11 protein-coding genes and 1 pseudogene are annotated in these 12828 nt (G+C 42.5%); 5 read left to right on the forward strand and 7 right to left on the reverse strand.

Features of this window, described 5'->3' with window-relative positions:
- Positions 1–142 precede the first annotated feature (142 nt).
- A complete protein-coding gene (locus GI364_RS24525) occupies positions 143–601 on the reverse strand; it encodes a DUF2180 family protein (protein ID WP_198854283.1) in 459 nt (152 codons plus the stop codon).
- A gap of 523 nt (positions 602–1124) precedes the next feature.
- On the opposite strand from GI364_RS24525, the gene GI364_RS24530 reads away from it, so the two are divergent.
- Positions 1125–2402 carry a helix-turn-helix domain-containing protein gene (locus GI364_RS24530; protein WP_198854284.1) on the forward strand — a complete coding sequence of 426 codons (1278 nt, stop codon included), beginning with the start codon at positions 1125–1127 and terminating at the stop codon, positions 2400–2402.
- Positions 2403–2778: 376 nt separating this feature from the next.
- On the forward strand, positions 2779–2997 hold the full coding sequence (locus tag GI364_RS24535) for a helix-turn-helix domain-containing protein (RefSeq protein WP_198854285.1): 219 nt from the start codon (positions 2779–2781) through the stop codon (positions 2995–2997).
- Between the two features lie 156 nt (positions 2998–3153).
- Here the strand turns inward: GI364_RS24535 and GI364_RS24540 are convergent, their stop codons facing one another.
- The 4 genes from GI364_RS24540 to GI364_RS24555 all read right to left on the reverse strand — a co-directional run bounded on the left by GI364_RS24540 (position 3154) and on the right by GI364_RS24555 (position 6822).
- Positions 3154–3540: a retropepsin-like aspartic protease gene (locus tag GI364_RS24540; RefSeq protein WP_198854286.1), complete on the reverse strand. Its 387-nt coding sequence runs from the start codon at positions 3538–3540 to the stop codon at positions 3154–3156.
- The gene (locus GI364_RS24545) at positions 3530–3787 is read right to left on the reverse strand and encodes a hypothetical protein (RefSeq protein ID WP_198854287.1); all 258 of its coding nucleotides are present in this window, start codon (positions 3785–3787) and stop codon (positions 3530–3532) included. Before GI364_RS24545 ends, GI364_RS24540 begins: the two co-directional genes overlap by 11 nt.
- 197 nt (positions 3788–3984) lie before the next feature.
- Entirely contained in the window at positions 3985–4965 is a 981-nt protein-coding gene (locus GI364_RS24550; RefSeq protein WP_198854288.1) for a tyrosine-type recombinase/integrase, read from the reverse strand.
- A gap of 657 nt (positions 4966–5622) precedes the next feature.
- A complete protein-coding gene (locus GI364_RS24555; RefSeq protein WP_198854289.1) occupies positions 5623–6822 on the reverse strand; it encodes a hypothetical protein in 1200 nt (399 codons plus the stop codon).
- 717 nt (positions 6823–7539) lie between these two features.
- On the opposite strand from GI364_RS24555, the gene GI364_RS24560 reads away from it, so the two are divergent.
- Complete coding sequence (locus GI364_RS24560) at positions 7540–7698, forward strand: hypothetical protein (RefSeq protein ID WP_198854290.1); 159 nt, start codon at positions 7540–7542, stop codon at positions 7696–7698.
- A gap of 697 nt (positions 7699–8395) precedes the next feature.
- On the opposite strand, the gene GI364_RS24565 is transcribed toward GI364_RS24560, so the two are convergent.
- Entirely contained in the window at positions 8396–9124 is a 729-nt protein-coding gene (locus GI364_RS24565) for a hypothetical protein (RefSeq protein ID WP_198854291.1), read from the reverse strand.
- Between the two features lie 508 nt (positions 9125–9632).
- Between GI364_RS24565 and GI364_RS24570 the strand changes: the two are divergent.
- Positions 9633–10680 (forward strand): annotated as a pseudogene (locus GI364_RS24570) (transposase); the annotation flags it as partial.
- A 326-nt stretch (positions 10681–11006) separates the two neighbouring features.
- On the opposite strand, the gene GI364_RS24575 reads toward GI364_RS24570, so the two are convergent.
- The gene (locus tag GI364_RS24575; RefSeq protein WP_198854212.1) at positions 11007–11507 is read right to left on the reverse strand and encodes a hypothetical protein; all 501 of its coding nucleotides are present in this window, start codon (positions 11505–11507) and stop codon (positions 11007–11009) included.
- 887 nt (positions 11508–12394) lie between these two features.
- Between GI364_RS24575 and GI364_RS25590 the strand changes: the two genes are divergently transcribed.
- Positions 12395–12550 (forward strand): transposase domain-containing protein, encoded by a 156-nt coding sequence (locus tag GI364_RS25590; protein ID WP_198854213.1) that lies wholly within the window; start codon positions 12395–12397, stop codon positions 12548–12550.
- Positions 12551–12828: the final 278 nt, after the last annotated feature.

The following is a 12828-nucleotide window of genomic DNA, read 5'->3' on the forward strand; positions in this document are numbered from 1 at the left end:
GATTAGGATGAATAAGAAAAGAAAATTGTTGCGTAGAAGTCATTAAGGGTTAATATGTTGGACTTTCTTGGGTGGAGATACCAAAATCAAAAATAGAGACAGGGTGATGACTGTCTCTATTTTCAAATATGATGCTATGACCTTAAACTAAAGTACCCTCTGTATAATCACTCATCTTTTTTGCCTGCTTTAAACCACTTATAACTCTATATATTTGGTAAGGTGTAACAAACATTCCTATTATCATTGCCAAGAAGAGTTTTATTGCAAAATAAAATATCCATCCCATCCAAGACATAAACAGAAACATTCTAGGGGTAATTCTAGTGAGAATATTCCAACCCCAGGGGATTCCTGCAAAGAAATATCCTTCAAGTATGCGTTCAAAAAATCCTTGTCCTGCCAAAAGGCCAACTACAAAGAGAACAATCATGATAACGATGTTTCTAACAAACGTCTTTCTATCCGCTTGAATTCGAGATAATTCGCATTGGTCACAAATTGGAATACTAAATTTATTAGTGCATCCCGTACATAGACCCCTCCCGCAATCAATACATTGAGAAACAGCGTCTGTATCATTATGCTTTGAACATTTCAAACATACTCCTCCACTTCATGTTAAATTCTACAAATCCACTGGTACATTCAACCAAAATAGATTTGTTCCTCCGATTCTTTGACAAAGATAAAATCGAGTGGAGAAAGCAGGCAAACGGAAGGTGTTTTGCAAATTCGGATGATGGTCCAATAGATCTAACAGCCAAGAGAAATTTCGTGGCCTAAGAATATAAATCTACTGGTCCTATTGATCGATGCTACCTGTGATGGTAGATTTAACTTAATCGAATAGCACGGATGGGCAAATCAAAAGCCCCACACCAGGCGCCAACCTTGTGTGAGGCACGTGCCCCCTCGATGAGCGACCATCGAGAGACGCTTGAACGCAGACTCAGCTGCAAACTGAGAAGCGTTGTTTTCGCTAACATTGTATAACAACAGAGCCGTTGTTAACAAGAGCGAAAAGTAGCGAAAAAGGACGAGTTTCAGTCCGGATCTCATGGTATGCATCGGGCATATTCACGAGGTCCGGATTTTTTATTGTCTGGCAAGGAGGTGAATTCGTGAGTGAGCAGCCGTTAACGGAGGTCTCGGAACAAGCAGCGTTAGAGCATGTGTTACGACATCATGCCGGCGCTGACGGATGGATTACATTGTCTCGTAAAGAAGGAGATGTGTACAAGCAGTACCATTACAGGGTTGATGATATAGCCGGAGTGCTAGCTGATTGGCTTGGGGTGGACGCGTTCTTCTCGCAGAATACATTCTATCGGCCGTCTCGGAAAATTGAGTACATACGCGAGCTCAGGGCGCTCTACGTGGATGTGGATTGCTATCTGCTTAATCTTGATCCCGAATGGGTTATTGGGTCCCTAGAGGCGAATTTGTTCCAAGACAAAGTACCTGACCCCAATCTCATCATTCACTCCGGCCGCGGACTTGCTTTAGTGTGGCTGCTGGAGCCGGTACCTTCTCAAGCGCTCCCTTTGTGGCAAGCTATAGAGAATTACCTGGTACGGCAGCTCTCTCAGTTCGGTGGAGACGCAAAGGCGTCGGATGCGGCTCGTATCCTAAGAGTGGCCGGTACCGTGAATTCAAAGAGCCACGAACCTGTCTTGGTGCAATACCGGCATGATTACCGATATGTGTTACGGGATATAGAGCGTGAATACTTGCCGCCTTTGTCGCCAGCTAAGATACGCGAGAGAAACAAAGAGGAAGCGCGAATTCACCAAAAGATGTACCGTGTGTATTCGCTGCACTATACACGACTAAAGGACATTGTAAAGCTTTGTGAGCTACGTCAGTGGGATGTAGAAGGCTCACGAGAGGTTATATTGTTCCTGTATCGGTACTGGAGCTGCTGTTTTTTAACAGACCCCAAGGAAGCGCTTGAGAATACAGTGGAGTTGAACGAGCAGTTTATCTCACCGTTGCCCAAGCCGGAAGTAGTCCGGGCCACAAAGAGTGCAGAGAAAGCGTGGAAGGCAAAGAACGACGTTGAAGCAAATCTGGTAGCAAAGGAACGAGGTTATCCAGGGGCTGGGTACAACATTACAAATGCAAAGCTGATCGACTGGTTAGAGATAACTGACGAGGAACAACGACAACTAGATACGATTATCGGACGGCGCATAAAGTATGACAGGAACAACGAGAGACGCGAGAAAGGCCGTAGAGCCGCTGGCAAGCTTACGAGAGAGGAATACATCCAGCAGGCGGAAGAGCGACGTCACAAGGCTCTAGAAATGCGCTCAGACGGAATGAGTATAAGACGTATTGCTGCTCAGTTGGGGTGTTCTTCGTCAGAAGTTCACAGGCTAGTTTCTAACAATAATTAGGTGTTCAGGGTTGTGCTCTTTAAATTATGGGCGTAGCCATGGCTTTAGATTAACCAGCTATCTGTGTGAGTTAGATGAGTAGGGAGGGTTTTATTTTGGGTACCTCACGTTATCATTGTTGTGCGTCTTGTGTTTATTTTCGGTCGGAGCGACGAGATCGAGGTGAATTACTCATGTATTGTAGCCGATTGGGTTATGATACTAAGCCTTCTTATCAGTTTAATTGTTGGACTCCTAAGGAGCGTGTGCGTGAACGTATCTTGAAGGATGAGGCTTTGCAGGATACAAGAAATTTATTGAAGTGGAAGAAGTTCTAGTTTAGTTTCTGTTTTGTTTGTCCATCCTACTAGTAGACAAGCTAGTGGAGGGGATGAAGATGCTAGGTTTGATGTTGAGGGACCCAGCTGCTCGGCTTCGGGTTCTTATGGCAGAACGGGATTTTACGGTGAAAGAGTTGTCTTATTCGTCCGGTGTATCCCGGGCGACGATATCAGCTTTAAGAAATGGTCATGTTAAGCGTCCGAATCGAGAAACAGCTGAACTGTTAGCAGATGCTTTGGGTGTTCGACTTAACAGTATATGGCCGAAGCTTTAAAACTAGGACAAATCTCGATAGATATCAAGATGAGGCTGATTTCACGAGGAATATGGTATACATATAAACATCAACGACTGATGTAGACTGATGGATAGTGTGTCGTTGATAAGGTAAATATGCGAGGAAATAATAGGGACTGCATTGGATGGTGCATTAAGTATGCGCTGCTGGTACAAGAGTTATTGTATCTAAGTTGATTATGAAGTGGCCGGCTGTGAGTAGGTCCAGTCCGACTAATCCGTTAATGTAGTTGTCGTCTACGTCTGTAAAGTCCACTCTAAACCCTTGAGCTGTGAATCCGATAAATTCAACTTTGTCGACCTGCTTACGGAGGGACGTCTCTCGTCCACCGATTCCGCGCATAAACACAAATTCGTCTTCGTCTTCAAGGTGGATGTCCAGATCTTCAACAGCGTGTCTGTAAATCAGTGTTTCAGAGGAACCAGTATCAAGGACCATGTTGTTGATGATCTGCTGCTTTCCATGATGTTGCAATGTCAGAGAGCACAGAACAAGGCCACCATCCAGTTTAATTTCCACCAGCTATGCTCCTTCTTACCATCGGTTTTGTAATCTCCCGAATGGCAATCTGTTCTTTTGACGTGTGATATACAAAACGCTTCCCTTTGGCCGCAAACAATTCGTCTGTAGCCTCTCTGGCGTCTGGAATCGCTTTAATAAATGCTATTTCATCTACACAAACTTTATCGTTATCATAGTGGGAAGCTAATTCTTCGACGAGGACCCACTGATCAGGGAACATTCTCCTCACTTCTGACCACTGCATATGCGCACCCTCTTTCATTGGTTTGTTGGTATCTACATTTTACGCAGTATGCCGTCTTATTGAAAAGGGTATCAGCAAGATTGTCGACACCCCTTTGTTAGATACAGAATTCGACAGTCTAAGTATAGTTTAGAGGGCCTCATAGATGAGGTCGCGTCATGAAACGAAAAACATTGTATGTTAAGGCCCCTCGACAGTTACTGTTGTTTTCCGCCTCTGAGTTCGCCTAGATAAATGTTGGTTATTGTTTCTCTCTCGTGGCCAAGGAGTTGAGAGACCCGTTTGCATGCCTGGAAGTGCGATTCCCCCTGTTTGCGTAGCTCCAAATATGTTCGCCTGGCAAAGCTATGCCGCAGTCCATGGTACGTGATGTGAGGCTTATATCCATATTTTTTGCCCATCTGGCGCAAGTAGTACCCATCCCGTTTTTGAAGGATTCGAGAATCGAGTTCAAATTTGCCGCGGTGTTTGCGAATGAAGTATTGAATGTGTTTTATCATTTCCTCTACAGATTTTCCATTTGTAAAAATCCTTCGACCAGGCTTACTGTCTTTCATTGCTTCTTGAAGCATTTTCATTACTCTTGGTTTAGATTCAATTGAAATCCATCTAATTTTTCCTCCTTTACCCTTTACTTTTAACTCGCCAGTTCTAAGGGAGCGTTGTGCATCTGCATAGTCAATTCGTAGAGCTTCATGGATCCGAGGGCCGATTTCGTGTGCAAGCTGCATGACACGTGCGACACTGATTTCATCTAGTACAATGGCCAAATGGATCATCTGTCGGTATTCGCTATCTGCCCATGCGCGTTCCACGTCTGTATATGCGCGTGGTGGAATGTGTTGGAGTGCGAGGATCTCGCTATTTTCAGGAAATGGTCCTTTGTATACAGGGGTCTTATCTAACACATGCCGGACGCCGGACAAGTGGCTCATAATTGTGGATGTTGCCTTGTCTGCATCGAGCATGTGTTGCACCCAAGCTTCTATGTGTTTGGGTTTAATGTTTGCGATTTTCTGTAGCCGGAACTCCTCGGCCAAGAACTGTATAAAGACATTTGCGGCTGTTTTGTTTCGGGCTCTAGATTGAAAGGCACCCTCATTAATGTGTTTAGTGACTGCCTCAACTTGTTTGAGAAGGTTTTTGTAAAGCCCGTCATTGTTACTAGGATGTGTCATAGGAATACCCTCCTGTTGGCAGACTCTGCCCAATGTGTTTCGCCGTGCATTTCAGTGGTTTTGCAGATTTCTTGTTGGCTACAATCCCACTGGCGGTGCGGGTTTTTACCCCAAAATTGTTTACTGTCTCAGACCAATATTTAATTGTTATCGGCGTTGAATAATTGTGTCGCATGCCCCGTAGCTGTTTCTCTGTGCTGCCCATGGGTGGTCACTCCTTTCTTTCGAAATATCTATAAAAGAAAAGAGGACCGGCGATCAACCGCATACCTCACTATGGGTGGATTGTATCCAGCGGTTTCCTGGCGCGTAGCCGACAAAACACTTCTGAAAAATCCCCCATAACTCTGGACACGGTGATCGACCGATCACTCTGTGTTGTTCTGAGCATCTTCTTCGTCGTTCCCTTTAGCTTCTCACAATCGCTTACAGACCCTGTCGTTGGAAAGAACACGTGCATCACGGTTCATTAACGAGGCAGCATCGGCATCTTTAACTGCCTTAGAGTGGTCTATTTAGGATTGGATTTATAGTACTTCTAGGAATCTTATTTGTCAATAAACGGGTTTTATGGTTGTTTTTATTTTACATTACATTTTGCTTTCCCATTTGATTCCGAGAAGTAACCGTTATCGGAAGGTAAAGGTTAGAGTTTGTTTATTTGACATGCAAGGTTGTCTGTATCGTCTTTCCGCCTGCAGAAATCTTTACCGTCCAATTTCCGGATGATGTCCTCGTTCCGACTTTCCATTCCCAAGTAATATATCCAGAGCCATTAGCTGCTTTCGGATTAAGACTACTCGATTTACTTGGACCTGATTTGTAATCCACTTCAATCTGTCCCTGTGCCCCAGGTTTAGTTTTAACTGTCACGGATGCATATTGTCCCGGGCTTACAAAAAGATTCGATGATGTAATGGCCAAAGCACTCGATGAAGTAGATGTCTTTGAAGAACCGCTACTGGAAGAGCCGGAGTTAGTGTTTGAACTGGATGTTGGACAATCTTTGTCTCCGTTTCCACAAATGCCGGTAATCACTGATTTCTTTGCAGCTGTAGATGTGTAGCTTATCTTTCCTTTCCCATTGACTAACCAGGCAGGGTGGATTTCATTCCAACCATGGTCTTTGTCATCAACCCAAGCTCCAGTGAATGTAGCGTGTTGCCCTTTTTGTGGAATTGTTACATATGGCTGATCCATTGGGATAATCTCGACTACTAAATATCCATGTTGATACTTATAATTGCCACTGGCCAATAAATTTTTATATTGAGAGTCAACTTTAATGTCTAGATGATAGTCATGGTCGGCTTCATGTCTCACGATCTCAACGGTACCGGAGACGGTTTTACACTTACTCAGCAGATTGAATCGGTAAGTATGATAAACTCCTGCAGACCAATTTATACGACATGTGTTAGATGCTGGTTGTTGTGAAGATGTCTTCGTAGTTGATTTCTTTGAAGTGGAACTTGTATTTGATACATTTGATGCCGATGAATTCGTTACGTTGTCAGGGCTGGAAGAATTCGTGTTGTTCTGCTTCGGTGAGAATTGCGTTGTATTGTCTTTTGCTGTACCAGGAGCAGTAGCATTTGATTTAGATGTTACATTACTGTTTGGCAGTGAACTTGTTGTCTCGTGGGGAGATGAAACACCAAAGCTGATAAAGAAGACAATGAGCGCAACACCATAAATCAGAGAAGACATTTTTCGTGAGCGATGAGCCCCCCAACGTACTACGACCGCTGGCTTTATAAGGCCGATAATGAAGGCTGTGAAAGAAATTAGGAACAATGCCAAAAACACGTGGCTCATATGACCATTTACACCCTCTCTTATTTGAATTGTGTACATACTCCTCCCAACTTAGTTGTTAGATGTAATATATTCTATTTTAAAATCTGTGTGGATAAAATGGAAATAAATTAGATGTTTTGTTGCCCTTATCAGCACTAAAAGTGACGGATTTGAGTTGTAAATTGAGAACCGTAGTCAATTTACAACTTTGAAGCATGTGGTAGGAAAAGGAAACATTTGCGATGACTCGCCATCCTTAGAGAAGTCCGATTTTTGACTGAGGCTCTATTTACAAACCGAGTCCAGAAATTCCGAAGACTAAGCGAGTGGTACGCGAGCGGCCTTAAAACGCACATAAATGACAGGAGTATATAATTGGGTGAGCTGGAAGTATGCAAGGTGACTTGCACAGCGAATCCACGGATTTTCTGTTGTGAATTGACCTCCATCCTCTTTTCATAAACCACGGACGTGTGTAAGAAAAAGGAACTTTTTCTGATAAGGCGCTGCCTCTGGGAACTGGCTAGTTTTATTGATTGCTCATTTCACAAATACCGTCTACAAACACTCAGAGAGTAGGGAGCGGAACGCGACCGGCCTAAAAACATCCATTCAGAAGGGCTCATGATTTCCAGTGATGTAGATGGACGAATGAGATTTAAGTTTACGTAATATCAAGAGTCCCCCGGGGGCTTTTGATATTTTATAACTGGTTCTTCTCTGAAGGAGTCCGAAGGCGGCGAACGGAGTTCGATGACCTTTGGACGGAAGGGTGTGCAGCATTCTGCTAAGCTGATGGTTATGAGGAAGGCGCCGGATGCAGCAAATCCACTGGTAGCAAAACAGATGCTGGTGAACGGTCTAAGTCGGGCATACGTCGTCAAATGGAGTTTACATAAAGCAGAGTCTCCCGAGGATACTCTGCTATTATAAGTCACTATAAAAATCAAAGTGACCCGTGGCACCTTGATTTTGCAGACGAAAGGTAAATATATTTCACCCAAATATTATACGAAAGTGTTATTTAAATGAATTTTTTATAAATTATTGATCGTAGAGTTGTTTCATCATTGTGGATGAGAAGAGGGATAGCAATGACTGCAAAGTGTTGCTGCGTTTGGTGTAAAGAAGAAAAGTCTCAAGAATCTATGTATCGTGTCTTTAAAACAGGACTTAAGCGGAAACATGGTAATGACATGCACTTGGGGGTTTGTAAAGAGTGTATGTCTTATACGTAGTTTCCTGAAAGTTTTGAGCTATACACTAGGCGGGAGGGGTTTTTATGTCGATAGGTGTCAAACATGATGAGTATAATCGAATTCGACCTCGACAGAATATAGTAATTGAGTCTTGGTTAGCTACCGACAGTGGAGAGGAACGCTTGAGTAGTGAATGAAAAATTCAGTTGCAGAAACACAAAACAGCCTTGGCAACGCTAGAAAGCAGGAACTATGTCCAAATAAAAGGGTGTAATCCGATCGGCTGTGCAGCGAGTTGGGCGTGCTTAAATGACAGGGTAAATGAAGCCGAAAGATCCTTCTAATATTTTTACCAAAGGTCAATTGATCCTCATCAGTAATAAGAACCAATTGACCTTAGTAAATTAGTCTATATCATAAAACTTTCAACCTCAAAATCCTACATAGACTTCCTGAAATCCAGGCATGTACGGCATGTTAATCAAATCATATGGCAAACAATAGCTACCGGTGTGGCTAAGTGTGATACCTGCTCCATAGTAGTAAGCATCAAATACAATTTTAGAGCAATAGGTTGCATCTCCAGCAGCCGTCGTATACAAGTTTGGTGTTAGATTATAATATGTGGAAGATCCATTTTCATATATCCACGTTATTGCCCAATTTGCAGCATTTTGTCCCTCGCTAGCATTATTAGGCTGTACGACATCAACTTGGTAATTATTATTACTCCAAAAACTGGACCAAGACTGGATGATGGGCGAATCCAAAGGACCATTGATTGTTTCAACATCCCCCTGGCTATCTACTACTATACCCGCATGGCCTGTTAGCCCTGCGCTTGAAGTATCATTCGTTACCAAAATGTCCCCAGCTACAGGAGTTACTCCTCCTCCTGGACCGGCGACAGCAGTATTAGGTAGTATAGCCAAAGTTGAATTTTTTGAATTTACCTTTACAGAGTGGCTGCTTTTAAATTCATTAAGTACTCCGTTCTTAGCGGCCCATTTCAAAACCATTTGTCGATTGACATTTGACTCTGCACGCAATTTAGCAGATGTAGACGATTGGCTAGTACTAGCAAATGCTGTGGTTGCAAGAATTGGTAGAATAAATAATCCTGTAATCGACGCCAACAAACCCCTGTTAAACTTCTTCATTAACATTCTCCTTGTCTTCATTTTTTAGTAAATATACTTATTTTTATCAGTAACAATATATTATCACTAAAATTTTCATATTTTTGTCGATTTATGTCGAATGTAAATATTTTTTTAAAATTATTTAAAAATACATCATAATGGGTATATTAAAACATTTTGGAGATGAAATACACATTCTATGTCTACCATATATATACTCGTGTGGTGACACTTCCAGCATCCTCTTTCTCTCCACTCAGGGTCTTTATCAAACACAATTAGTAGAGTGGTGTGGCGAGTGCATACATACCTCCCGCCAACTAAAAACACAGGCTAACTCTACACTTTTATGCTGCGGTTTTCTGTAGTTCTACTATGCGGTATGCGATTCTGACGAGTAACAAGAGCTTCGCAGACTAATTATGTCTATTGACAACAATGGAAAGCGGACATTCGTTGACTCGTTCCTGCGCTTCTCGGCATACTATAGATTCCATCCGGAGTTTTGTAACCCTTACAATAGCCCATTCAAAATCGGCAAATGGAAAACGTAACACAATGGCGGCTCTACGAGGATGCGATGAATAAAAAAGCTCAAGGTGTACTGATGAACTTTCATCGCCGCTTAGCCCTACCGTCTTATTGGGGAGATGGAAGCACGTCGTCATCTGATGGTATGCGTGTACGGATAGAGGAATCTGCACTCCATGCAGATACCAGTCCTCATTACAGGCATCGAAAAGGCGCGACCATTTACCGCTTTGTCAGTGATCAGTTTTCAAATTTCTACACCAAGGTCATTAACACCAACGCAAGAGACGCTGTGCATGTCATTGATGGATTCTTACACTATAAAGCAGACTTGGCAATTGAAGAACAACTACACGGATACAGTCGGTTATACAGACCAGATTTTTGGTTTGATGCACCTTGCTTGAATTTGGTTTTGCGCCCCGATTACGTGATTTATCTGACTCCAAGTTCGTATCCTTTGGTAAAGCAGCGGATTTCCCCAAACTTGAGAAAATGCTGCGTGGTCAAATTAATTCAAAAGTCATTCGGAAGAATTACGATGATGTATTACGATTGTCCCTGCTCGATTCGAGAGGGTACGGTCTCTGCTTCACTTATCATGGGAAAGCTCGGGTTTTACGCACGGCAGAATCGCTTAGCCACAGTTCTTCGGGAAATAGGACAGATCGAACAGACCATTTTCATCATGGATTGCATTTCAAGTGAAGCCATGCGACGTAGGATTCACCGAGGACTCAGAGGCGATGAACGCATTGGCCAGAGCCATTTTCTTTGGGAAACACGGGGAACTACGAGAGAGAGCTTTACAGGATCAACTCCAACGTGCAAGTGCCTTAAACATCTTGATTAACGCTATTATTGTTTGGAAAATACCGTCTATTTGACTCAGGCGACATAATTACAAGCCAAGAAGGGCGTACTTGATGCTCAATCACATTTCCCCATTAGGATGGGAACACATCAATTTCCTTGGAGAATACAGCTTCGATACAAATCATCCGAACACCAAGAATACGTTGCGGCCGCTTCGAACCCGATAGAAAATCCTTAGAGTTGAGAAATCAATACTCTGTGATCCAATCAATGTATTAACGTGGGTTTTACGTCATTTTGTTGGCGGTACCCCGGCTATTACTCCAAAAATTGGTCGTAAGACCGATTTTCATTATGTGGGATATCTGTTTGTCAAATGTCAGGTTGTCTTTTCCTAAAGACAGTACCCGTAAAATATCTACCTTCCCCCTCGACTTCACACACTGATCTCCAGCGCTTAGCCATTCCCCGGAATTACGATTTTTTGGACTAAACTAAATTTAACAATTTCATCAAAGTAATTCTATTGCAGAGAATGAACTATAACAAATATTTACGAAAAAGCACCATTAACGGCTACTGGAGTAACAATTGTTATTACAGTCATTATCAACGTAAATAAAACCATTACGATTCCACCGATTTTCAGATGAGTGGGAGAGGTCATGTATTTCGGAACGAATCTCTTAATAATACGAACTAGAAGAGATTGACCAAGGGTAAAGACGATCAATTCAATCCATCCTATAAATGGCTGGAAAGATAATGAATAGCTTCCTGCATGCTGAATTGCTGGAGTTAGCAAAAAGATAGGCAAACCAATGGCTGTAAAGACATTCATGATTACGATATTTCGAACAGAATTCGCGAATACTGCGAATAATACAACCAACAAGACATATATCCACCATTGTCCATTTCGTGCTTTTGCATCATACGTATACGCTTCAAAAGTTGACCACACATACAATAATGAAAGAATCAATTCGTAAGCTATAACATAGTTTCGCATCTTGGTATGCTGCAAATATGAATCCTCTTCTGACTGACTCAATGAATATACCTCCTTTGTGATTCCACGAATTACAATTTTGAATATTTTCATATATGAACTATTTAAATTCCAGTATTGGTGTTGTTTAAAAGTCTGCTGCCCTTTACTTACATCAGTGTAGCATATTGAGAACATAGAGACATGAAACCTCAATGCATATTGTTGGATAATGTTGTATGTGGTGAATGGGAACGCACAAAAGAAATTTCAAGTGTTTGAAAAGCGCCTACCTATGTTGTTGGCGGGCGGTAGTGATCGTCAGTTACCTTGATTTTAGGATGCTCACTTTCAAATGCAGAATAATTTTCACACAGTATTAAAGAGTTACCATTTGAATGCATCTTCAGTAAGGAAATAGTCTAAGTGCTTCCTGTGCTTCTCCTCGTCAAATTGTTCACCGATGTTTTGTAATTCTTCTTTCGTATGCGTCACATCACGCACACCTCGTCGGCGGTCTACCCTACGTCACGCACGGTTCTTAGTGTAGGAGGTGGCTGCGAGGTCACCGACTTACCGGACACCGAAGTCGGGACAAGCTGAAGATCCTGCACTGCCAGTATAGCGGATTCTGGATTCATTATCGCTGATTGGAGAAAGGATGAGTTCAGTGGCCTGATGCATCTCACACAGGCTCCATTGTCATGGGTCAGCGAGTTTTGATGGCTGTTGGACGGACTGTTGCCACAGCAGAAGAACGCACATCCAAAAGTCACTGCAAGGACCATCATATAGCCAAATAAAAAATGCAAAAACATTGTAACGACAAGGGTTTTTAAGGATTTTTTCGAAAGCGAGCAGTCCATTAAGCCTTTCCTTTTGGGAAGAAAGTCTTGGTTGTTTAGTAACACACGCAGCGGAGCAGAGCTACTTCCGCTGCATACAGCATCGTGGAAACAGCGAAGGAAAATGGCCTCAATCTATTTGTTTATCTGGAGTACCTGTGTGAGCAATTACCAAACCTGGACGAGAGCTTTACAGACACTGTAAGCCATCTACTGCTCTGGTCCAATGACTTACGAGAGCAAGTTCGAAATTGTCGATAAAAGCCCAGCGGAACTAGCCTGCCGGATAGCCGGTGGGGTATTTATATTCTCTCAAATTCAGTTTGATAGTGTGACGTACCCATGGTTTGACGCTTACATGAAGAAGAAGCGCGGAGCTGAAGGGATAAAGCGAGATCAATTGGTGCGGTGTTTTAAAGGAACAGTTGTAAAGTAAGTGAAAACAAAGAGGAACCTGCAGATTGATCAGCAGTCTGTTTTTTTATTGGGAAGGAATATAGACAAGCTTCGACACCATATACCTTAGTCATCAGTGATTA

Source organism: Alicyclobacillus sp. SO9, from assembly GCF_016406125.1.
Taxonomy (GTDB): domain Bacteria; phylum Bacillota; class Bacilli; order Alicyclobacillales; family Alicyclobacillaceae; genus SO9.

Excerpts from the sequence above, each read along its gene's own strand:
- GI364_RS24535 (WP_198854285.1), top strand. The coding sequence starts at position 2,779 with ATGCTAGGTTTGATGTTGAGGGACCCAGCTGCTCGGCTTCGGGTTCTT.
- GI364_RS24550 (WP_198854288.1), bottom strand. The coding sequence starts at position 4,965 with ATGACACATCCTAGTAACAATGACGGGCTTTACAAAAACCTTCTCAAA.
- GI364_RS24555 (WP_198854289.1), bottom strand. The coding sequence starts at position 6,822 with ATGTACACAATTCAAATAAGAGAGGGTGTAAATGGTCATATGAGCCAC.
- GI364_RS24565 (WP_198854291.1), bottom strand. The coding sequence starts at position 9,124 with ATGAAGAAGTTTAACAGGGGTTTGTTGGCGTCGATTACAGGATTATTT.
- GI364_RS24545 (WP_198854287.1), bottom strand. The coding sequence starts at position 3,787 with ATGCAGTGGTCAGAAGTGAGGAGAATGTTCCCTGATCAGTGGGTCCTC.